The sequence below is a fragment of the Acinetobacter sp. TW_SC_4 genome, assembly GCF_054861205.1.
In genome coordinates this window covers 2,579,784-2,602,444 of record NZ_CM142174.1, presented here as the reverse complement: position 1 = coordinate 2,602,444, position 22,661 = coordinate 2,579,784, and the positions used below count along the sequence as shown (strand labels likewise).

The following is a 22,661-nucleotide window of genomic DNA, read 5'->3' as shown; positions in this document are numbered from 1 at the left end:
AAACAATCAAGAACAAGAATAATCCGTATGAACTTTACGCAAGATCGATGATTTGCATTACAATGATTCACCCCAATCTTATAGATTACTTGATATCTTGGTAAATCAGAGCCAACATTATATGCGAACCCGTGCCAAAATCTGTGGAATTACCCGAGTTGAAGACGTCCAGGCTGTTGCTGATGCCGGCTGTGATGCCATTGGATTCGTGTTCTATCCACCGAGTCCACGTAGCGTGACTCAGGCACAGGCTGAAGCGCTGGTCAAAGCAGTGCCAGCTTATATTCAAGTGGTTGGCTTATTTGTTAATAGTACGGCATATGAAATCCAGGATATTTTAAAAACTGTTCCGCTGGATATTCTACAGTTTCATGGTGATGAAAGCCCTGAACAATGTCAGGCCATTGCCCAGCAAGTTGGACGTCGCTGGTACAAAGCGATTCAGGTCAAACCTGATCTGGACGTAGTCGCTGAAATTCAACGTTATCAGGCAGCAGGAGCCAGCGCAGTACTGTTAGACGCTTGGCATCCTGATTTAAAAGGTGGCACCGGATACAGCTTTGACTGGAGCACCTTTCCTCAATTAGATATTCCCTTGATCCTGGCTGGGGGTTTAAACCCGGACAATATCGAGGAGGCAATTCACACCACACAGGCTTATGCTGTTGATGTTAGTGGTGGTGTCGAATCCGCAAAAGGTATAAAAGACCAACAACTCATAGAACGCTTTATGCAAGGAGTCCATCGTGGATCAGCAAAGTACTAATCACAACAAGCCCGTGATTGACTATACCCAATTCCCGGATGAGCGTGGACATTTCGGTATCCATGGCGGGCGTTTTGTGTCAGAAACTCTGATGGCGGCTTTACAAGATCTGGAAAAGCTTTATTTCCGCATGAAAGATGATAAACAGTTTCTGGCAGAATTCGACCGTGATCTAGCCTACTACGTAGGTCGTCCTAGTCCTTTATATCATGCTGAGCGATGGTCGAAAGAGTTGGGTGGTGCGCAAATTTACTTAAAGCGTGAAGATCTGAACCATACCGGCTCGCATAAAGTAAACAATACGATTGGTCAGGCTTTACTGGCTAAACTTTCAGGCAAAAAACGCATTATTGCGGAAACAGGTGCCGGTCAGCATGGTGTAGCAACTGCAACCATCGCAGCGCGTTTAGGTCTTGAATGTGTGGTGTTCATGGGTGCTGAAGACGTGAAACGTCAGGCGATGAACGTTTACCGTATGCGTTTGCTAGGTGCAACAGTTGTCCCTGTAGAAAGTGGCTCTAAAACATTAAAAGATGCCATGAACGAAGCGATGCGTGACTGGGTTACCAACGTTGACTCAACTTATTATGTGATTGGTACGGTGGCAGGTCCGCACCCATATCCACAATTGGTTCGTGATTTCCAGTCCATTATTGGCCGTGAAGCACGCCGTCAGATTCAGGAACAGGCAGGTCGCCTTCCAGATGCATTGGTTGCTTGTGTGGGGGGTGGTTCAAATGCGATGGGCTTGTTCTATCCATTCCTGAACGACCAGGATGTGAAAATGTATGGTGTTGAAGCTGCAGGTTTAGGAATCGAAACTGGCAAGCACTCTGCACCACTGAATGCGGGTCACGTCGGTGTACTGCATGGTAACCGTACGTATCTGATGTCTGATAAAGAAGGTCAGATCATTGAAACGCATTCAATTTCTGCTGGTCTGGATTATCCGGGTGTAGGTCCGGAACACAGCTTCCTGAAAGATATGGAACGCGTGAACTACGTGCCGATCAATGACCAGGAAGCGTTACAAGGTTTCCGTGATCTAACCAAGATCGAAGGGATTATTCCTGCGCTTGAAAGTTCACATGCGATGGCTTATGTCACTAAACTTGCACCAACCATGGACAAGGATCAAATCATTATTGCGACCGTTTCTGGTCGTGGTGATAAAGACTTGATGACCGTTGCCCGTATTGATGGTGTAGAAATGGTCGAGATGTAAAATCTCCCCCTAGCCCCTCTTTTTCAAAGAGGGGAGAAAACCCTTCTTTCTAAAAGGAGGGCAGGGTGGATTAAGAAAAAATCGTGTTGAATTATTCAGCACGATTTTTTTATTTTTATAGATAAGAAAATTTTTAGAGAGTAATAGGAAGAAGCAATCTGGTTCAAAATAGGATAAAAATTATTCAAGTTTTGGATAAAACAGCAAAAAATCAGTTTCTCATTTAGAAAATTAAAATGGTTATTTTAAGCAGAATTGGCCGGAAGAGCTGACGAACGGTTTTAAAAAATTCTTTATCAAATCTCAATAATCGGCATAATAGCTTCAAGCAAAAATAGTTTTTGATTGAGATGGAATGTCTTAATGGATTTAATTCAGGAAAATGGACAACCACGTTACGGACGTTTCAAAGAAATTCCAAAAAGTATTGATTACAATGCGTACCAGTACAAAAATCCCTATGGTGATGTACTCAAGGGATGGCGTAAGCAACTAAAATATAAAAAATTTAAATTCTGTAGTATTCAACACGAACATTATACGATTGGCCTTGCGATTGCTGATATCGCTTGGGCTGGGCACAGTTTTTTCTACATCTATAACCATAGTACCAACGAAGTGCAGGAATGGAATGCGATCAATTTCTTCTCGCGCAATACGGTGCTAGACGAACAGCCATTATTTAATCATAGTTATTTTCACAAATCTCCCTTTCAGATTGATATCCAGCATGCCAATGGGGTGCGTTATATCCATGTGACCAAATATGGTGAAATCAAGCTTAGTGCCCGAATTTTCTGTGCAGGTACAGATCCGCTGAGTATGTGCAGTCCGACCGGAATCAATGGCTGGACCTATACCCAGAAATTGACCACTTTGGGTTGTGAAGGTTATTTCGTAAATAAGCAGGGTGAAACCATCCAGTTTAATGAGCGCACCTTCGCCTCTCTGGATGATACCTGTGGCTTTTTGCGTCCTGAAACTGCCTGGTTCTGGCTATCTTGTAATTTCTGGGATGCCAATCATAACCGTATCGGGATCAATCTCGCTTCCGGTGTTAATGAAAGCTTTGGTAATGAAAACTGTTTGTGGGTAAATGGCAAAATTTATCCTGTGGCGGATGTGTTGTTTCAGCAGGAATCTGACGAACGCTGGAACATCCAGTCATTAGATGGCTGCTTGAACCTGAATGTACACACAGGCTGGCGCCGTTATGAAAATCTGAATCTGCGTCTGGTCGGCAGCCAGTTTAGCCAGTGGCAGGCAAAAGTATCAGGGACTATCCGGCAGGATGGCCAAGATATTGTACTGGTCAATGAATATGGACTTTTAGAACAGCACTATGCCAAATGGTAATTCATTTTTCCAACTTCTAAATCTAAAAAAGCCTTCGATTTTGAAGGCTTTTTGATTTCTAGGTTTAATCTTCTGCAGCTTGCCAGAAGGCTTCTCCTGCCTGAATCGGGTCACCGGTTTCTGCCAGCGTTTTTACCCAAACATCATATTGAGCAATCACTGGGTGCTGGGATGGATGGAAATCCTTTTTAAACCAGTCACGATACTGTTTACCTATACGAGTCAAAGTGCCTTTTTTACCAAAGAACCAAGGTAAGCCACGGATATTCATTTGCAAGCGTTGCAGCGGGCTAAAGCCATCATGTTTGAGCATGACATTGGCACGGTAAATGGTAAAACCAAACATCAGAAAAGTCGTGATGAGCAGGGTATATTGACGCAGCCATTCTGGCGTTTTTGCCACATCTTTCATGACATCAAAAGCAACATCACGATGTTCCATTTCCTCAATCGCATGCCAGGCAAACATGGCACGAACAAAAGGATGGGCATTTCTTAAAGTATCTTTTTGCCCATAAAAAGTTTCAGCCATGAGCGCGGTCAAATGTTCCGCTGCTGCAGTGACTGCAATATTGTACTCAGGCGAACGGTTCTTCAAGTCATAGTTCATCATGTAGTTCAGACGCTGAATAAACTGATCGACCGGCATGCCTTGTTCCCGCATCAGGTTATTCATCTTGTCATGGGCAATACCATGTTGTGCTTCCTGACGGATAAAATCAGCTACCCGTTTTTGCAGATCTGGATCTTTAATCTGGTCGCGGAACAGACGCACACTCTGAATGAAATAACGCTCACCATCAGGAAAGGTCAGACTCAGTGCATCAAACATACGGGTCAGGAATGGATCGCCACCAAACCAGTAACGCGGAATTTCACTCAGCTTAAAATCAAGATTGCTGCGTACCACAGGCTGTATGGAAGATTTTAAAGGTGCGTTCATCTGCTTTCATTCTTTTTCTGGAGATGCTGACAGTATGTTCAGAATTGCACAAATTGTTTTGACAGATATGGCCAATTTTTATACATTTTACGCCAAAGAAAAATAAAATATATATTCGCAGCAGAGACAGGGGCGCGCTCATGCAGGACATCAAAATCTCCAATGGTTATATCCAACTATGGGCCACCTATTTGCGTAGCTTAAATATAGAGCCTTTAACCGCCGAGTTTCTTGCAGATCTACGACCTCAGCTTATTGGACTGATTGATCAGCCTTTTGATGCGCAAGTTCCGTTGGATTTTCTCAATAGCATCATGTTAAGAACCCAAAAACAGCTAGCGTGTCCACAGTTAATTTTTGAAATTGTGCAATGTATTCGGCCAGAACATTTTGGTGTGTTGGGCTATATGGTTTCCAAAAGCAGCAGTATTCCTGAAATCATCGGCTACATCATGCGTTTTCAGCGACTGGTCATTGATGGGAGTGAATTTGTCCCATTACAACTAAGACAGCATGCGCAGAGTATTGAATTGTATTGGATCTATCAGGATGAGCGTTATAACCTGCTGAATGAGCTGACCATCGCAGCCATGGTGCAATTGGGACGTTTTATTTTGCAGGATCATCCTTTGCTCTTGCGTCGGGTGCGCTTTGCCCATGCGCCAGAAATTGCCCGAATTCACTATCAAAAATTCTATGCTGCGGAAGTGCAGTTTTCACAGCAGGATTATGGCTTTGAACTGGATATACAAGGACTGAACCTGAAATCGGAACAGGCCGATCCCATGCTATTACAGTTATTGATTCGTCAGGCTGAAGAAGCGATTGCAGCCAAACCGCCTGTAGAAAGTATTTTAACTCAGGCCCAAAAAGTGGTCGCGGAGCATCTAAGAAGCAGACAGCAGGCCATTAAAATTGAACAGCTGGCCGAGCAACTGTTTGTATCAACCCGCACTTTGCAACGCCAGCTAAATGAACAGGGCATATCTTTTAAAAAACTGTTGGAACAGGAAAGGATCAAGCGCTGTGAAAGTTTATTGCATCAGCCCCTAAGCCTGACCGAGATTGCCCAGCAACTGGATTATTCTGACCAGTCGGCTTTGGCGCGTGCTTATAAAGCGGCAACAGGCAGGACGTTATTGCAATATAGAAAACAGTTAAAATAGGATCAGGCATAAAAAAACGGCCATCATTGGCCGCTTTATCTCATGACTTAATTTAAGCTGTTTTTAATTTAGGGTACCGGAAAGCAATCGCGGTCACTGCAAATATTGCCAGAATCCAGCAGTAATACACGCCCCCGATTAGTTCGACTGGAGAAAGTTTAGTAATTGAGCAAGCCAGTAATAATTGTGCGCCATAAGGAATCAGACCTTGTACCACACAGGAGAAAATATCCATCAGGGCTGCAGCACGTTTTGGATCAACCTCGTATTCTTTCGCCACTTCACGGGCCATATCACCAGCCAGAATAATCGCGACAGTGTTATTTGCCACAAACAGGTTGGAAAATACCACCAAGAAACTGATCCCGATTTCACCGGCACGTTGACGGCCTACTTTAAATAAGCGAGTCAGCGCGTAGATGCGTTCGATCAGCCAGCGTAAACCACCTTCACGTTGCATGATCGCAGACAGGCCACCCAGGAACATGGATAACAGTGCCACTTCAAACATGCCAACAAAGCCGTCATAAATGGAAGTGTTCAGCTTGAGGATATTGAAATCTGGCGTAGCAAATAGCCCAAATAAACCCGATAACACGACACCAATGGTTAAAACAGCCAGAACATGCAGACGGCTAAAAGCTAGTAAAAAGACCGCAATATAAGGCAGGACTAGGATCCAGTTAAAGTCCTTGTATTCTACTGGACTAGAACTGCCAGCATTGAAGATATAGATCAAAATCGTAACGATGGAAGCCGGTACAGCAATCCAGACATTGACTCTGAATTTGTCACGTAACTGAACTTTCTGGCTGCTGGTTGCAGCGATGGTAGTATCTGAAATCATGGACAGGTTATCACCGAACATTGCTCCACCGACTACGGCGCCAATCGCATAAACCACCGGAATCCCGGTTACTTGTGCAAAGCCAAAGGCAATCGGTGCACAGGCGGCAATAGTTCCCATTGAGGTACCCATCGCTGTCGCAATAAATGCCGAAATCACAAAAAGCATCGGTAAGACAAAACTCGGAGGAATAACAGACAGGCCCATTTGTACAGTGGCATCAACACTGCCAATCGCACTGCTTACACTGGCAAAAGCACCGGCCAGCATAAACACCATGAACATCAGAATCAGGTTAGGATGGCTGGCACCTTTAAGAAATTCTTCAATACCCTGGTTGAGTTTGCCGCGATATACTAATGCAGCCAAGATAATCGCGGGCAGGGCAGCAACAGGCGCTTTAATCTGATAAAACGCAAATTCAGTTCCGATCAGAGAATGATAGATCCCGCTACCTAAAAAGATGGTTAAAAATACAATAAGCGGCAACAGTGCAATGGCGCGTGCCTGCACTGTACCTTCAGAGTCAGTCTGCATAGGAGATAAAAAAATAAGAGAATGGGGCTAGTATAAAACAGGTTTTGCAATTTCAGAAAACTTTAAACGAATGCGCTAACATCTGCATTTTTATTAATTTTTCCATGATAAAAATAAGTTTATCTAAATATTCAACATTTTAGGGAATGCCAAAATTAGGCATCTTTGATCATTGAGAAAAAAATCAAAATAATCGTAAATAGATTCCTTCGGGTTGTTCTGAAATCCTCGCACAGGAACTGAAATGCCAGAGGTCGATGTTGCACACTGTTCAATGTACAAAAAATAGCGTTACAATGCGATGTCTTGTATTTCTACATAGTCAATGTCTCAAGTTTGAAACACCTTAAGGAAAGCTCAGCCCTATGTCACGTTTAGCCACACGATTTGGACAACTTAAATCTCAACAGCGTAAAGCTTTAGTTTCTTATGTTATGGCTGGTGACCCGCATCCAGAGGTAACCGTACCTTTGCTGCACCAGATGGTGGACGCTGGCGTCGACGTGATTGAATTGGGTCTTCCTTTTTCAGATCCAATGGCAGATGGTCCGGTGATTGCTCTGGCCGCTGAACGCGCGCTGGCCGGTGGCACCAATACCCTAGATGCACTGCACATGGTGAAAGAATTTCGCTTGAAAGACCGCGAAACACCAGTGGTACTCATGGGTTATCTCAATCCGGTTGAAGTCATTGGCTATGAAAAGTTTGTGGCTTATGCCTATGAATGCGGTGTCGACGGCGTGCTTCTGGTCGATCTTCCTCCTGAAGAAGCTCAAGATCTGGGTCAAGTGCTGGAAAAATATGAAATGGATCAGATTTTCCTGTTGGCTCCGACCTCAACTGATGAGCGTATTCAGCATGTAGTAAAACAGGCCAGTGGCTTTATTTACTACGTGTCGTTAAAAGGTGTGACGGGTGCTGCGACATTGGATGTATCTGAAGCCGCTGCACGTATTCAGAAAATTAAGACAGAGACAGATGTTCCTGTAGGCGTTGGTTTTGGTATTAGTGATGCTGCATCTGCGAAAGCGATGGGTGTTGCTGCCGATGCAGTTATTGTGGGAAGTGCGTTTGTAAAACAGTTTGCAACCCTCGCGCCAGAACAAGCCGTTATTGCGACGGTGAATAAAGTCAAGGAGCTTCGAGCAGCGCTCGATGAGTTATAGTATGAGTCAACAAGTGAAATCAGGCAAAATTCTGAGCCCATCGACCCCATGGACGGAGCGTATTGTTCCGGGCATTCATGTACCTGATGAGCAAACCACCCTAAAAGCGACATTCACAGAGCCAACAATTGAGTGCCCTGAATGTCATGCTTTGGTGACACGTACTGCAATGTCATTTAATGCTTATGTTTGTCCACAATGCGATGAACATCTGAAAATGAAAGCACGTGACCGTCTGAACTGGTTCTTTGATCAGGTACAGACTGAAATGGGTCAGGAATTTACTGCCAAAGATCCACTGAAATTTGTCGACAGCAAAGCTTATCCAGAGCGTATGTCGGAAGCACAAAAGAAAACAGGTGAAACTGAAGCATTGATCGTGATGCAAGGTCTGCTGAAAGGCGTGCCAATGATTGCAACCGCATTTGAATTCGACTTCATGGGCGGCTCTATGGGTACCGTAGTGGGTGACCGTTTTGTGCAGGCAGCAGAGCGTGCGATTGAAACACATCAGCCTTTGATCTGTTTTGCAGCTTCTGGTGGCGCGCGTATGCAGGAAGGCATGCTGTCTTTGATGCAAATGGCACGTACTTCAGCAGCGATTCAGCGTTTGAAAGAAGCAGGTCTGCCTTATGTGGTGGTATTGACCCATCCAGTCTACGGCGGTGTAACTGCATCTTTAGCCATGCTGGGTGATGTGCATCTGGCTGAACCGAAAGCGATGATTGGTTTTGCGGGTAAACGTGTGATCGAGCAGACCGTGCGTGAAAAACTGGACGAACCGTTCCAGCGCGCTGAATATTTGCTTGATCATGGTGTAATCGATCAGATTGTTCACCGTCATGCATTACGTGATACAGTTTATCGTATTATCACGAAATTGATGAACCTGCCTTGAATACAGCACCATTAGCAACTGATTCACTTGATACATGGCTCGATTATTGGAGCCATGTTCACGTTACGGGAATTGATTTAGGTCTGGAACGTGTCATTCCTGTGGCTGAAAAGCTGGGGGTGATCAATCCGGAGGCTAAAGTCCTGACGGTTGCCGGAACCAATGGTAAAGGTTCAACGACCACGACTCTGGCTGCCATTCTTAATGCTCAGGGTTTTAAGGTCGGACTGTATCAGTCTCCTCACGTATATCGCTTCAATGAACGGGTGAAATTACGCGGGGTTGAAGTCGAAGACCAGTTGCTGATTGATGCTTTTGTTGAAGTCGATCGGGCACGTCGCGAATGCGATTTAAGCCTGTCATTCTTTGAAGCAACCACACTTGCTGCATTTGTGATTTTTAAAAATGAACTGTGTGATGTGTGGGTGCTGGAAGTGGGACTAGGCGGTCGTCTGGATGTGGTCAATGTGGTTAATCCGGATGTTGCGGTCATCACCAATATCGGATTGGATCATACTGACTGGCTTGGTGATACCATCGAAAAAATTGCCTTTGAAAAAGCTGGCATTATCCGTCCGAGTATTCCCGTGATTTTTGGCGGTCAGCAAGATATTCCGCAAGCCATTCTGGATAAAGCTGCTGAATGCAATGCGCCGTTATATGCAGTTAACCGTGATTATTTCTCTGAAGCTTTTGAAGATGGCAAAACCTGGGCATTTGCATCGTCAGGTATGACTTTAAAATTGCCGACAGGTTCACTGGCTCTGGATAATATTTCGACAGCGGTTGCAGCGATCTTGCTGAGTGGTCTGGAAGTCAACCAGACAGCGATTGCAGAAGGAATTCAGGCAGCTAAATTGCCGGGACGCTTTGAAGTCCGAGAAATTCAGAATAAGACCGTAATTTTTGACGCTGGACATAACCCGCATGGGGTAGAGTTCCTGTTAAAACAATTACGCAATTATTTAAATTACAAAAAGAAATATAAAGAAGTCATTTGTGTATTTTCCATGCTGGCAGATAAAGATATAAATTCTGTCGTCAAGTTGTTGAAAGACACTGTTCATTTGTGGAAAATTGCACCATTATCTGTACCACGTGCGGCAGAGGTCACACTTTTGACTGATGCATTGCAAGGTGAATTGATAGAACAATTTGACAATGTAAAATTAGCTTTTAAATCAGCGCTGGATGAAACAGAGAATAATCAGCTGATTTTGGTATGTGGATCATTTCATACCTTAGAAGCGGTATGGGAGTATTTGGAAGAATGTCAATGAATAACAAACAACGCTGGATGGGTGGCGTTGTTTTACTAGGTGGTGGTGTTTTATTGGCAGCATTACTCCTGAAAGGCCAAAATGAAATTCATCAGGATCGTCAGCAAAACCCGGCACTGGCTGCAGAAGTAGAATCAAAAGATACAGTCAACAATTCATTAGGTTCTTTAACAGTCGATGTGGAAACAGAAAAACGTCTGCTGGAACAGCAGCGTCGTGACCGCGAAAAAGCAGTAGCTGAACAGGAAGCTCGTGCAGCTGAATTTTTAGCCATGCAACAGCAGGCTGAGGCAGATGCAGCACGTCGTGCGGCAGAAGAATATGCCGCTTTGAATGCCCATCGTATGGGACAGCAAAGTTCAGACAATATTCCGCCTGAGCTGGCAGAAGATGAACAGACAAAGCAAAAACGTCTGGCTGAAGACAAGGCTGCTGCACAAAAAAAGTTAGAACAGCAGAAGCTTGAGCAGCAAAAAGCCCAAACTTCAGCTGATACTGCCAAGAAACAGGCAGAGCAGAAGGCTGCAGAAGAAAAACGTAAGCTAGAAGAGAAACGTAAAGCTGAAGAAGCGCATAAGGCAGCTGAAGCAAAACGTAAGGCCGAGGAAGAGCACAAAGCGGCTGAGAAGAAAAAAGAAGCTGAGCATAAAGCTGCTGAGGAAAAACGTAAGGCAGAAGAAAAGCGTAAAGCTGAAGAGAAACATAAAGCAGAAGAGGCCAAGAAAAAGGCTGAAGCTGAAAAAGCCCGTAAACTCCTTGAAGGTGAAAGTGATAAGCAGTGGATGGTGCAGGTGGCCCTGGCTGCCAATGAAGCCAATGCTGATGCCATTGCGGCCAAACTGCGAGCCAAAGGCTACAAGGTCACTAAGAGCCAGACATCTAAAGGTATGCGTATCATGGTCGGTCCATCTAAAGACCGTGAAACAGCAGACGCACTGCGTAAGAAAATCGCGTCTGATGCCAGCCTGAATATGAAATCAGCTTGGGTGAATGATTGGGTGCCGCTAGATAAGCGTTAACTCTCTTACTTAACCGAAGTTTCTGTAGATGGATTCGCGAGTTGCTCGCGAATCCATTTTACATTTTCAGGGGTAAATAATTTTTCAATATTGCGCCAAATGGAATGAAAGTCATAACCGCCATGCTTCATTTCCCGTACTGCGTCTTCAATACTCCAGTTCTGAAAAATAATCCGGTACATGGCCACACTGGCACCGGTACGGTCTGAACCGTGATAACAGTGTAAAAGTATTTTTTCATTATTTTGTCGCGCCTGCTGGATTAACTGCATCACATTCAGCAAATCCTCGCGATTCATAGCCCAGGTATGAATGGGAACATGTTTAAGCTTGAGGTCTTCATTTGACAAAATATCCGTATCTTTATCGCGTGAACGCAGGTTGATCACCACATTAATGGCATATTGTTTTAATAAGGGCATCAGTTCATCGCTTGGCTGTTCACTTCGGTAAAGTTCATTGCTAATCTGATAAAAATTATGTTCTTCATGCAGTTCCTGTCCCCAATGCATTGGGCGTTCCTGTTCAGGCAGCGCTGGAGTACAGCCAGATAAAACAAGCGTAGAAACCAGAAGAAGTACATAATTATTTTTCATTGCAACCTAACTCACCTTTTTAATCATTTTCTTCAATAGCATATCGGCTTTTTCAAAAAAAAACCTGTCCGAAGACAGGCTTGATGGGAAAAGTTCGAAAACCCGGCTCGTCGGTAGGTATCAAACTAAACATGAAAATGATGATTGATGCATGACGACTATCATTTTCATTGTGGGGAGTTGATTGCGGTTTTTAATATTTAAAAAGGATAGAACAGCATTTAGCTTATCCTCTTGTACTCACGGCATAGCCATGGGTCTTCTTGCGAAATATATTCCTCAGGGCGGAGCAGTGCTCCGCTTTATCTTGAATTACGCGCTGCGCTTGTCTTGCGACAAATTAAGGCAGCGTTTCAAATACTGCGCACTTCGTTTGCCTTGCGCAAAATTAAAAAGGAGTCCTTTTAATTTTGCTCAGGCTGTGGTGTCAGACGTAGGTATGGAGTTACAGCTTTATAACCTTTCGGAAAACGTTGTTTGATTTCTTCCTCATCTTTCAGTGAAGGTACAATCACCACATCATCGCCATGTTGCCAGTTAGCCGGGGTTGCGACTTTATGGTTGTCAGTTAATTGTAGAGAGTCGACTACACGTAGTACTTCATGGAAGTTGCGGCCTGTTGATGCAGGGTAGGTAATAATCAGACGCACTTTCTTATTTGGATCAATGATTACCAGAGAGCGTACAGTTAAAGTTTCGCTGGCATTTGGGTGAATGAAATCATACAGCGTAGAGACTTTACGGTCCTGATCTGCAATGATCGGGAAGTTAACGGTGGTATCTTGAGTTTCATTAATGTCTTTGATCCAGCCATGATGCGATTCAACATCATCTACAGAAAGGGCAATTGCTTTCACGCCGCGTTTTGTAAACTCATCTTTCAGCTTTGCGGTAAATCCAAGTTCAGTGGTGCATACTGGCGTGTAGTCCGCTGGATGGGAGAACAGAATGCCCCAGCTATCGCCTAGAAAGTCATAAAAGTTAATTAAGCCTTCGCTAGATTGCTGTTCAAAATTCGGTGCGGTATCGCCTAAACGTAAACTCATTTTCTTGCCTCAATTGATCTTGTAATGTGTCGATGAGAATAAATATGAACCAATTTTTTTATGATTAAAAATAGTGTTTTTAGAATTTCTTATGAATAAACCAAATAAAGAAATAGGCTGTTAATTCAGAATCAGACAAATCAGTCGTCTAATTAACTATGTTGCATGGGTAAAATTTGCTACATTACTTTGCCTTAGGTCTCAGGGCTAGAACGAAGGATGAGTTTTTTTCATTGGTTTTCTGGCAAAACCCTTGTAGTTCAAATTTCTAGCACCATAATAACGACTAAGAACATATTTATTTGACAAGCAAGATTTAGAGAGTCTATTCATGTTGGCAAGTCTGATCGGAGGAATCTTCGGTACCAAAAATGAGCGCGAACTCAAACGCATGCGTAAAATCGTAGACAAGATTAATGCGCTCGAGCCGACGATATCAGCCTTAAGCGATGCAGACTTATCTGCAAAAACTGAAGAATTCAAACAACGATATAATAAGGGTGAAAGCCTAGATAAGTTACTTCCTGAAGCATTCGCAGTCTGTCGTGAAGCTGCAAAACGTGTCATGGGAATGCGTCACTATGACGTACAGTTGATTGGTGGTATTACCCTGCATGAAGGCAAGATTGCTGAGATGCGTACCGGTGAAGGTAAAACCTTGATGGGGACATTGGCCTGTTACCTCAATGCATTGAGCGGGCAGGGTGTCCATGTCATCACGGTGAACGACTATTTGGCACAACGTGATGCCGAGTTAAACCGTCCATTGTTCGAATTCTTGGGTTTAAGCATTGGGATTATCTATTCCATGCAGAATCCGATAGAAAAATCTGAAGCCTACAAAGCAGATATCACTTACGGTACCAATAACGAATTCGGTTTCGATTATCTTCGTGACAACATGGTGTTCTCGCTGGCTGAGAAAAAACAGCGTGGTCTGACCTATGCCATTATCGATGAGGTTGATTCGATCCTGATTGATGAAGCGCGTACACCACTGATTATCTCTGGCCAAAGTGAAGACTCTTCCCAACTTTATGCAGCAATCAATAACATTCCACCGAAGTTAAAAACACAGAAAGAAGAAAAAGTACCGGATGGCGGTCATTTCTGGATTGATGAAAAACAGCGTTCCGTAGAAATTACAGAAACCGGTTTTGAAACCATTGAAAGTGAATTGATTGCAATGGGCTTATTGGCTGAAGGGGAAAGCCTGTATTCAGCCTCTAATCTGAATTTGCTGCATCATGTGACTGCTGCGATTCGTGCGCACTATCTGTATCAACGTAACGTGCATTACATCATCCATGAAGGTGAAGTGATCATTGTTGATGAAAATACCGGTCGTACCATGCCGGGCCGTCGCTGGTCTGAAGGTCTGCACCAAGCGGTTGAAGCAAAAGAAGGTCTGGAAATCCAGCCGGAAAACCAAACCCTTGCAACCACCACATTCCAGAACTATTTCCGTCTGTATAAAAAATTATCCGGTATGACCGGTACAGCAGATACTGAAGCTGCGGAAATGAAAGAAATCTACGGTCTGGATGTGGTGATTATTCCAACTCACCGTCCAATGATCCGTAATGACCAGAACGATTTGATCTACCTGAATCGTGAAGGTAAGTACAACGCGATTATTCAGGAAATTCAACGTGTTCACGAAGCTGGTGTTGCGCCAATCCTGATTGGTACGGCCACTATTGAAGCGTCGGAAATTCTTTCTGACAAGCTTAAAGAAGCTGGTATTGAACATGAAGTCCTGAATGCCAAACAGCATGAACGTGAAGCGGATATTATTGCCCAAGCAGGTGCACCGCGTGCAGTAACCATTGCGACCAACATGGCAGGTCGTGGTACCGATATTTTGCTGGGTGGTAACTGGAAAGCGCTACTGGCCAAAATTGAAAACCCAACCCCTGAAGATGAAGCACGTCTGAAAGCAGAATGGGAGGCGAATCATGAAGCAGTTCTCGCTTCTGGTGGTTTGCATATTATCGGTTCTGAGCGTCATGAATCTCGCCGTATCGATAACCAGTTGCGTGGTCGTGCGGGCCGTCAGGGTGACCCGGGTGTATCGCGTTTCTACCTGTCTCTTGAAGATGACTTGATGCGTATCTTTGCGGGTGACCGTGTGGTTGCCATGATGCGTGCGATGGGCTTAAAAGAAGATGAAGCGATTGAACACAAAATGGTGTCACGCTCAATCGAAAATGCGCAACGCAAAGTAGAAGCACGTAACTTCGACATTCGTAAGAACCTGTTGAAATACGATGACGTGAATAACGAACAGCGTAAAATCATCTATAGTCAGCGTGATGAGATTCTGGCTGAAAGCTCATTGCAAGATTATATCGAAGAGATGATCCGTGAAGTGATGCAGGGCATGATCGCCAACTATATTCCGCCTGAATCGATTCACGATCAGTGGGATATTGAAGGTCTGGAACTTGCACTACGTGAAGACTTATCGATTGATCTGCCAGTCGCACAATGGTTAGAGCAAGATCGTCGTTTAGACGAAGAAGCACTGGTTGAACGAATTACTGAAGAAGTGGTAAATCGTTACCGTTCACGTCGTGAACAAATGGGCGCTGAATCTGCAGCATCACTCGAACGTCATTTCATGTTGAACTCTCTGGACCGTCACTGGAAAGAACATCTGGCTGCGATGGATTACCTGCGTCAAGGAATTCATTTACGCGGTTATGCACAGAAAAACCCAGAGCAGGAATACAAAAAAGAAGCCTACAACCTGTTTGTAAACATGCTGGGGGTGATTAAATCTGACGTCATTACTGATCTGTCACGCATCCATGTGCCAACACCTGAAGAACTGGCTGAAATGGAAGCACAGCAGCAGGCACAGGCTGAAGCGATGCGTTTGCAGTTATCTCATCAGGAATTTGATGGATTACTGGCTGAAGAAGATGAAATCACCACTGAACGAAGTGCGCAGACTAATCCTGTTGCACCAGTCTTTGAAGCACCGGCAAGCCGTAATGCACCTTGTCCATGTGGTTCAGGTCTAAAATACAAACAGTGTCATGGCAAGATCTAATTTCTGCTAAGTTTCTAAACTATAAAAAGATCAGGGCTATTTAGTCCTGATCTTTTTATGTATATGGACTTTTCAGCTGGTGAATACAGTTTGCACTGTGCGGGATTAAATGGTATTTAATGGCAGATTGAACACCGCAAAGTGGAAGAAACAATGACAAAAGTATTAAAAACGATGATGGTTGCTGCTTTGGCAATCCCGGCTTTAAGTTTTGCAGAAACAGCAACAACGACACCTGCTAAAGTTCAGCAGGCCATTGGTCCAACTACGGCTCAGGTTCAGACGGGTGCAGATGGTCAGGTAACCATTGCAAGTCCGCGTACTGGCATTCGCTATACCTTTAATAATTCAAACCGTCCAATCGTTTTGCAGACTGCAGCGATTGCAGCAGCCAATGCAGCCAATGCTGACCGTATTGTTGCTTCTAACCCTGCGCTTTCTGTGGCAAGTCAGCAACAGGCGAAACAGGCTTTATTGAATGAATCAACCCAGTTGGCTAAAAACTAAGTTTGATCTAGTTTAATAAAACCAGTCACTATGACTGGTTTTTTATTGTGAAAAACCATAAGAAAAGTGAGTGTTCATCTGGCTTTGGCTCGATTTTTTAATGAAGATCAACTAAGCTGTATTTTTCTGAAACTTCAATATTGGACATTTAAAAATGGCAGTTGGTGACGTATCTATGCCACAGATGCATGTGGTAAAAGGGGTGAGAATTGGTTCGGCAGAAGCGTATGTGCGCTATCAGAACCGACGTGACCTGGTGATATTTGAACTGGCTGAAGGCTCCAATGTTGCAGGCGTATTTACCCAGAATGCTTTTTGTGCTGCCCCTGTACATGTTTCTAAAGCACATCTGGCGGTAGGTAATCCACGTTATTTAGTGATAAATACCGGAAATGCCAATGCGGGTACAGGTGCTACAGGTATGGCGAATGCTGAAGCCACTTGTGCCAAACTGGCTGAACTTGCAGGCGTGAAAGCTGAAGAAGTATTGCCATTTTCAACAGGGGTAATTGGTGAACAATTACCAATGGAGCGTCTGCTCAGTGGCTTGCAGCCTGCATTAGACTCATTGCGTGATGATGCCTGGATCGATGCTGCAACGGGTATTATGACCACAGATACTATGCCGAAAGGTGCATCTGAACAGTTCGAGCTGGATGGTATTACTTATACCATGACCGGGATTTCCAAAGGTGCCGGCATGATTCGCCCAAATATGGCGACTATGTTGGGTTATATGGCGACTGATGTACCAATCAGCCGTGAACTGGTTCAACAGCTTTTATCTGAGACAGTGAATCAGTCATTCAACCGCATTACCATTGATGGTGATACCTCTACCAATGACTCTTGTATTTTTATTGCCACAGGTCAGGCCGGTGGAACAGAAATTTCATCAGTTGAAGATCCGCGTTATGCTGCTGTACTTGAAGTATTGATGCGTACCATGAAGCGTCTTGCACAACTGATTGTGCGTGATGGTGAAGGCGCAACCAAATTCATTACTGTGGCCGTAGAAGGCGGTGCCAATACTCAGGAGTGCTGTGACGTGGCCTATAGTATCGCGCATTCTCCATTGGTGAAAACTGCAATCTTTGCTTCTGATCCAAACTGGGGACGTATTTTGGCTGCAATCGGTTATGCAGGTGTGGCGAATTTAGACGTTGCAAAAATTCAGGTTTGGTTAGATGATGTACAAATCTGCAAGGATGGTGGTGCAGCAGCAGACTATACTGAAGAAGCAGGTGCACGTGTGATGGCACAAGCTGAAATGACGATTCGTGTTGATCTTGGACGTGGTGAAGCAAAAGATACGGTCTATACCTGTGACCTGTCCTATGATTATGTGAAAATCAATGCTGATTATCGTTCATAATTCAGATTGTTTCTAAAGCCTCCGTTGTGGGGCTTTTTTTATATCTTATGATTTTTAATGACTGGTCAAAAAAGCATTTCGCCAGAGATGACCGGGATGTAGAGTGAAAGGTTCATTGAATAATGAACTATGAGGGTAGAGTAAGAGTTATTATGAATGATGCGACCAAATTAATAGCCAATGAAGCCAAATCGATTGTGCAGGCGCATTTAGATCGTTTAGGAGAACCCAAAGAGCATCAGATCAGTGCACAGGCCAAACAGGAAAAATTTACACAGATTCAAGCCGAACTAGAAAAGCAGAATGCAGTGCTAGTTGCACACTATTATTGTGATCCTGAAGTACAGGAACTGGCAGAATTGACTGGTGGCTGTGTGTCCGATTCATTGGAAATGGCGCGTTTTGGACGTGACCATCCTGCGTCGACCTTAGTGGTAGCTGGGGTTAAGTTCATGGGTGAAACTTCAAAAATACTTTCACCAGAAAAAACTGTCCTGATGCCAACTCTTGAAGCGACCTGTTCACTGGATTTGGGCTGCCCGGTAGAGGAATTTACCAAATTCTGTGATGCGCATCCTGATCATACTGTAGTCGTTTACGCCAATACTTCGGCTGCAGTTAAAGCCCGCGCTGACTGGGTCGTGACTTCAAGTTGTGCAGTGGAGATTATTGAACACCTCGATAGTTTGGGCGAGAAAATTATCTGGGCACCGGATCAGCATTTGGGGCGCTATATCCAGAATAAAACTGGCGCTGACATGTTACTGTGGGATGGCGCGTGTATCGTCCACGAAGAATTCCGTTCGCGCGGAATTGCTAATATGAAAGCCTTGTATCCAGATGCGGCAGTGCTGGTCCATCCAGAATCACCGATGTCTGTGGTAGAAATTGCTGATGCAGTCGGAAGTACTTCTCAGTTAATCAAGGCAGCTCAAACCTTGCCAAATCAGCGTTTGATCGTGGCAACAGATCGCGGTATTTTCTATAAAATGCAGCAGGCTGTGCCAGATAAGATTCTGATTGAAGCTCCAACCGCTGGAGAAGGAGCAACCTGCCGTTCATGTGCACACTGTCCTTGGATGGCCATGAACGAGCTAGATGGAATCTTGCATGTTCTACAACATCGTGATCAGGAGATTCATGTTGAACCCGCATTAGCTCAGCGAGCCAAACTGCCTCTGGATCGTATGCTGGATTTTAGTGCCAGCTTGAAACGCTAGAATTTTGTATAAAAAATGTCTAAAATGCTTGATAAATAAACGCTTGAAGTGTTTTTTTGATTTTTTTTAAATATAGGTGTTGACGTCTTATGGCGTCACGCCTAGAATGCACACCGTACCAAGCGATAAGCTTGATACGAAAGCTGAGATGAATCGGAGCATAGCACAGCCTGGTAGTGCACCTGGTTTGGGACCAGGGGGTCGTAGGTTCGAATCCTACTGCTCCGACCAATTCTTCAAGGCGGATGGTGAAAATCAAAATCATCAGTAAAGCGCTTGTAGCTCAGTTGGATAGAGCATCCGCCTTCTAAGCGGATGGTCACAGGTTCGAATCCTGTCAGGCGCGCCATTTTTGGTGGCTTGATATTTAAGAACCAAGGCAATGGTGGATGTAGCTCAGTTGGTAGAGCCCCGGATTGTGATTCCGGTTGTCGTGGGTTCGAATCCCATCATTCACCCCAACTCTTTTGAGTTGAATATCGGAGCATAGCACAGCCTGGTAGTGCACCTGGTTTGGGACCAGGGGGTCGTAGGTTCGAATCCTACTGCTCCGACCATCTTCTTCATGGTGGTTAGGATTAATGATACCGCGTCAAGCGGTTTTTTTATGTCTAAATAATGAAGACACCGTGATGGTGGATGTAGCTCAGTTGGTAGAGCCCCGGATTGTGATTCCGGTTGTCGTGGGTTCGAATCCCATCATTCACCCCAACTCTTTTGAGTTGAATATCGGAGCATAGCACAGCCTGGTAGTGCACCTGGTTTGGGACCAGGGGGTCGTAGGTTCGAATCCTACTGCTCCGACCATCTATAAAAATGATTAATTATATGGATACCGCATTAGGCGGTTTTTTTATGTCTAAAATTTAAGTACAAACTAAATTTATCAATCAAAATAAAAATAGATTGGAAACTGGTTATTGATTAAGTTCATTCTTCATTCCAGAATTATGTTTTTAATAAGTCGAGCTAAATGTACCTAGATCTTTTTATGAGTGAGTCGCATTTATTGGTAGGTCCATAGGGATTGTGAAAATAAGAAAAGTATTTATTCGAGTGAGTTGGAAGAATATTTTAAGCAAGAGTAGTTATAGGAATAAAAGACTAAATTGCACTTTATTAAGCTGAAACGAAATAGCCCCTGTTTTTTAAATTAAAAAATGGAAATAGTAAAAAGATATCTAAAAATAGGGTTTTTAGATTAAAGAATATGCATATGGGGCTATTTTGTAGAAATAATAATCAACTGAAGTATTTTCTTAAAAATAGGGGTTGCGCTTGTTTGGGATTGGTCTATAATGCACATCCATCGGCGGTGATGAAGATTAAAACTTCTGATAAAACAGTAACTTAGCATGAAATAGTTAAGTTGGGTTTTAGAAAGGGGGGTTAAAAATAATTTTCATTACTGGTTGACTTTCTAGAGATAGAGAGTAATATAGCCGACCTAGCTTGCTACTGACGAAGTAGTAAGAAGATCATTAAGAGATTATGAAGAACAACTTGTGTGGATTTTTACTGGTTGATTGATCGAAATTATTTTCATTGATTGATTGGTTTGAATTACTCGAAGTTTATTTGAGCGAAATTTAAGTCAGGAAATTGATGAGCCAAGTTTAAGAGTTTTACTTATAAAACTCGAAATGATTTTAACTGAAGAGTTTGATCATGGCTCAGATTGAACGCTGGCGGCAGGCTTAACACATGCAAGTCGAGCGGGGATAGGGTGCTTGCACCTGATTCCTAGCGGCGGACGGGTGAGTAATGCTTAGGAATCTGCCTATTAGTGGGGGACAACGTTCCGAAAGGGACGCTAATACCGCATACGTCCTACGGGAGAAAGCAGGGGATCTTCGGACCTTGCGCTAATAGATGAGCCTAAGTCGGATTAGCTAGTTGGTGGGGTAAAGGCCTACCAAGGCGACGATCTGTAGCGGGTCTGAGAGGATGATCCGCCACACTGGGACTGAGACACGGCCCAGACTCCTACGGGAGGCAGCAGTGGGGAATATTGGACAATGGGGGGAACCCTGATCCAGCCATGCCGCGTGTGTGAAGAAGGCCTTTTGGTTGTAAAGCACTTTAAGCGAGGAGGAGGCTTACCTGGTTAATACCTGGGATAAGTGGACGTTACTCGCAGAATAAGCACCGGCTAACTCTGTGCCAGCAGCCGCGGTAATACAGAGGGTGCAAGCGTTAATCGGATTTACTGGGCGTAAAGCGCGCGTAGGTGGCTAATTAAGTCAAATGTGAAATCCCCGAGCTTAACTTGGGAATTGCATTCGATACTGGTTAGCTAGAGTATGGGAGAGGATGGTAGAATTCCAGGTGTAGCGGTGAAATGCGTAGAGATCTGGAGGAATACCGATGGCGAAGGCAGCCATCTGGCCTAATACTGACACTGAGGTGCGAAAGCATGGGGAGCAAACAGGATTAGATACCCTGGTAGTCCATGCCGTAAACGATGTCTACTAGCCGTTGGGGCCCTTGAGGCTTTAGTGGCGCAGCTAACGCGATAAGTAGACCGCCTGGGGAGTACGGTCGCAAGACTAAAACTCAAATGAATTGACGGGGGCCCGCACAAGCGGTGGAGCATGTGGTTTAATTCGATGCAACGCGAAGAACCTTACCTGGCCTTGACATACAGAGAACTTTCCAGAGATGGATTGGTGCCTTCGGGAACTCTGATACAGGTGCTGCATGGCTGTCGTCAGCTCGTGTCGTGAGATGTTGGGTTAAGTCCCGCAACGAGCGCAACCCTTTTCCTTATTTGCCAGCACTTTGGGTGGGAACTTTAAGGATACTGCCAGTGACAAACTGGAGGAAGGCGGGGACGACGTCAAGTCATCATGGCCCTTACGGCCAGGGCTACACACGTGCTACAATGGTCGGTACAAAGGGTTGCTACTGCGCGAGCAGATGCTAATCTCAAAAAGCCGATCGTAGTCCGGATCGCAGTCTGCAACTCGACTGCGTGAAGTCGGAATCGCTAGTAATCGCGGATCAGAATGCCGCGGTGAATACGTTCCCGGGCCTTGTACACACCGCCCGTCACACCATGGGAGTTTGTTGCACCAGAAGTAGCTAGCCTAACTGCAAAGAGGGCGGTTACCACGGTGTGGCCGATGACTGGGGTGAAGTCGTAACAAGGTAGCCGTAGGGGAACCTGCGGCTGGATCACCTCCTTAACGAAAGATTGACGATTGGTAAGAATCCACAACAAGTTGTTCTTCATGACGATGTATCTGAGGGTCTGTAGCTCAGTTGGTTAGAGCACACGCTTGATAAGCGTGGGGTCACAAGTTCAAGTCTTGTCAGACCCACCACTAACGACAAGCAAGCAATTGCAGAGTGAAGAAATCAGAGACATTGACTTATTGATAAGCTGGGGACTTAGCTTAGTTGGTAGAGCGCCTGCTTTGCACGCAGGAGGTCAGGAGTTCGACTCTCCTAGTCTCCACCACTCATTGCGATGCAATGAGTTAAACATTAAGCAAACGGTTTGATAGCTTATAGAGCTTAGTAAGAAAGCGGCGTATAATGCGCGGCATTGTTATTAATCTCTGTGATTTATCACAGTAATGCAGTCCGACGAGGATGCATTAAATCATTAACAGAATATATTTGAGTTGAAATAATTTGTTCATACTCATACA

The 22,661-nt window shown here is 44.4% G+C and carries 16 protein-coding genes, 8 tRNA genes and 1 rRNA gene; 21 read left to right on the top strand and 4 right to left on the bottom strand.

Annotated features, from left to right (window positions below):
- The first annotated feature begins 121 nt into the window (after positions 1-121).
- From ACWM1W_RS12780 to ACWM1W_RS12770, 3 genes are all read left to right on the top strand, one after another.
- A complete protein-coding gene (locus tag ACWM1W_RS12780) occupies positions 122-766 on the top strand; it encodes a phosphoribosylanthranilate isomerase (protein ID WP_312086522.1) in 645 nt (214 codons plus the stop codon).
- Positions 747-1,991 (top strand): tryptophan synthase subunit beta, encoded by a 1,245-nt coding sequence (trpB, locus tag ACWM1W_RS12775; RefSeq protein WP_175966713.1) that lies wholly within the window; start codon positions 747-749, stop codon positions 1,989-1,991. Before ACWM1W_RS12780 ends, trpB begins: the two co-directional genes overlap by 20 nt.
- Positions 1,992-2,354: 363 nt before the next feature.
- Complete coding sequence (locus tag ACWM1W_RS12770) at positions 2,355-3,347, top strand: DUF2804 domain-containing protein (RefSeq protein WP_005232041.1); 993 nt, start codon at positions 2,355-2,357, stop codon at positions 3,345-3,347.
- 64 nt (positions 3,348-3,411) lie between these two features.
- On the opposite strand, the gene ACWM1W_RS12765 is transcribed toward ACWM1W_RS12770, so the two are convergent.
- On the bottom strand, positions 3,412-4,290 hold the full coding sequence (locus ACWM1W_RS12765; RefSeq protein ID WP_034169939.1) for a metal-dependent hydrolase: 879 nt from the start codon (positions 4,288-4,290) through the stop codon (positions 3,412-3,414).
- 140 nt (positions 4,291-4,430) lie between these two features.
- Here ACWM1W_RS12765 and ACWM1W_RS12760 point away from each other — a divergent pair, with 140 nt between their 5' ends.
- Positions 4,431-5,456: a helix-turn-helix transcriptional regulator gene (locus ACWM1W_RS12760; protein WP_375726207.1), complete on the top strand. Its 1,026-nt coding sequence runs from the start codon at positions 4,431-4,433 to the stop codon at positions 5,454-5,456.
- 52 nt (positions 5,457-5,508) lie between these two features.
- On the opposite strand, the gene ACWM1W_RS12755 is transcribed toward ACWM1W_RS12760, so the two are convergent.
- Complete coding sequence (locus tag ACWM1W_RS12755; protein ID WP_375726206.1) at positions 5,509-6,840, bottom strand: Na+/H+ antiporter NhaC family protein; 1,332 nt, start codon at positions 6,838-6,840, stop codon at positions 5,509-5,511.
- A gap of 365 nt (positions 6,841-7,205) precedes the next feature.
- On the opposite strand from ACWM1W_RS12755, the gene trpA reads away from it, so the two are divergent.
- The 4 genes from trpA to ACWM1W_RS12735 are packed head-to-tail and all read left to right on the top strand — an operon-like array spanning position 7,206 to position 11,203.
- On the top strand, positions 7,206-8,006 hold the full coding sequence (gene trpA / locus ACWM1W_RS12750; RefSeq protein WP_375726205.1) for a tryptophan synthase subunit alpha: 801 nt from the start codon (positions 7,206-7,208) through the stop codon (positions 8,004-8,006).
- 1 nt (position 8,007) lies between these two features.
- Entirely contained in the window at positions 8,008-8,904 is an 897-nt protein-coding gene (gene accD, locus ACWM1W_RS12745; RefSeq protein WP_034169942.1) for an acetyl-CoA carboxylase, carboxyltransferase subunit beta, read from the top strand.
- Positions 8,901-10,184: a bifunctional tetrahydrofolate synthase/dihydrofolate synthase gene (folC, locus tag ACWM1W_RS12740; RefSeq protein WP_375726204.1), complete on the top strand. Its 1,284-nt coding sequence runs from the start codon at positions 8,901-8,903 to the stop codon at positions 10,182-10,184. The genes accD and folC overlap by 4 nt, the downstream gene beginning before the upstream one ends.
- Positions 10,175-11,203 carry an SPOR domain-containing protein gene (locus ACWM1W_RS12735; protein ID WP_375726203.1) on the top strand — a complete coding sequence of 343 codons (1,029 nt, stop codon included), beginning with the start codon at positions 10,175-10,177 and terminating at the stop codon, positions 11,201-11,203. Before folC ends, ACWM1W_RS12735 begins: the two co-directional genes overlap by 10 nt.
- Before the next feature lie 5 nt (positions 11,204-11,208).
- Here the strand turns inward: ACWM1W_RS12735 and ACWM1W_RS12730 are convergent, their stop codons facing one another.
- Positions 11,209-11,799 carry a dual specificity protein phosphatase family protein gene (locus ACWM1W_RS12730; protein WP_034169945.1) on the bottom strand — a complete coding sequence of 197 codons (591 nt, stop codon included), beginning with the start codon at positions 11,797-11,799 and terminating at the stop codon, positions 11,209-11,211.
- A gap of 404 nt (positions 11,800-12,203) precedes the next feature.
- Entirely contained in the window at positions 12,204-12,845 is a 642-nt protein-coding gene (locus ACWM1W_RS12725) for a peroxiredoxin (protein ID WP_005232029.1), read from the bottom strand.
- A 331-nt stretch (positions 12,846-13,176) separates the two neighbouring features.
- Here ACWM1W_RS12725 and secA point away from each other — a divergent pair, with 331 nt between their 5' ends.
- The 13 genes from secA (at position 13,177) to ACWM1W_RS12660 (ending at position 22,468) form a co-directional block, all read left to right on the top strand.
- A complete protein-coding gene (gene secA, locus ACWM1W_RS12720; RefSeq protein WP_034169946.1) occupies positions 13,177-15,903 on the top strand; it encodes a preprotein translocase subunit SecA in 2,727 nt (908 codons plus the stop codon).
- Positions 15,904-16,056: 153 nt separating this feature from the next.
- Positions 16,057-16,410, top strand: coding sequence for a hypothetical protein (locus ACWM1W_RS12715; RefSeq protein WP_004782196.1), 354 nt, complete (start codon positions 16,057-16,059; stop codon positions 16,408-16,410).
- 154 nt (positions 16,411-16,564) lie between these two features.
- On the top strand, positions 16,565-17,785 hold the full coding sequence (argJ, locus tag ACWM1W_RS12710) for a bifunctional glutamate N-acetyltransferase/amino-acid acetyltransferase ArgJ (RefSeq protein ID WP_034169947.1): 1,221 nt from the start codon (positions 16,565-16,567) through the stop codon (positions 17,783-17,785).
- 152 nt (positions 17,786-17,937) lie between these two features.
- Positions 17,938-19,005: a quinolinate synthase NadA gene (nadA, locus tag ACWM1W_RS12705; protein ID WP_004782199.1), complete on the top strand. Its 1,068-nt coding sequence runs from the start codon at positions 17,938-17,940 to the stop codon at positions 19,003-19,005.
- A gap of 154 nt (positions 19,006-19,159) precedes the next feature.
- A tRNA-Pro gene (locus ACWM1W_RS12700) sits at positions 19,160-19,236 on the top strand.
- Between the two features lie 41 nt (positions 19,237-19,277).
- A tRNA-Arg gene (locus ACWM1W_RS12695) sits at positions 19,278-19,354 on the top strand.
- A gap of 36 nt (positions 19,355-19,390) precedes the next feature.
- Positions 19,391-19,466: transfer RNA gene (locus tag ACWM1W_RS12690), tRNA-His, on the top strand.
- 19 nt (positions 19,467-19,485) lie between these two features.
- A tRNA-Pro gene (locus ACWM1W_RS12685) sits at positions 19,486-19,562 on the top strand.
- A 78-nt stretch (positions 19,563-19,640) separates the two neighbouring features.
- A tRNA-His gene (locus ACWM1W_RS12680) sits at positions 19,641-19,716 on the top strand.
- Positions 19,717-19,735: 19 nt separating this feature from the next.
- Positions 19,736-19,812, top strand: a tRNA-Pro gene (locus ACWM1W_RS12675).
- Between the two features lie 843 nt (positions 19,813-20,655).
- Positions 20,656-22,193 (top strand): 16S ribosomal RNA (locus ACWM1W_RS12670).
- A gap of 61 nt (positions 22,194-22,254) precedes the next feature.
- A tRNA-Ile gene (locus ACWM1W_RS12665) sits at positions 22,255-22,331 on the top strand.
- 61 nt (positions 22,332-22,392) lie between these two features.
- Positions 22,393-22,468, top strand: a tRNA-Ala gene (locus ACWM1W_RS12660).
- Positions 22,469-22,661: the final 193 nt, after the last annotated feature.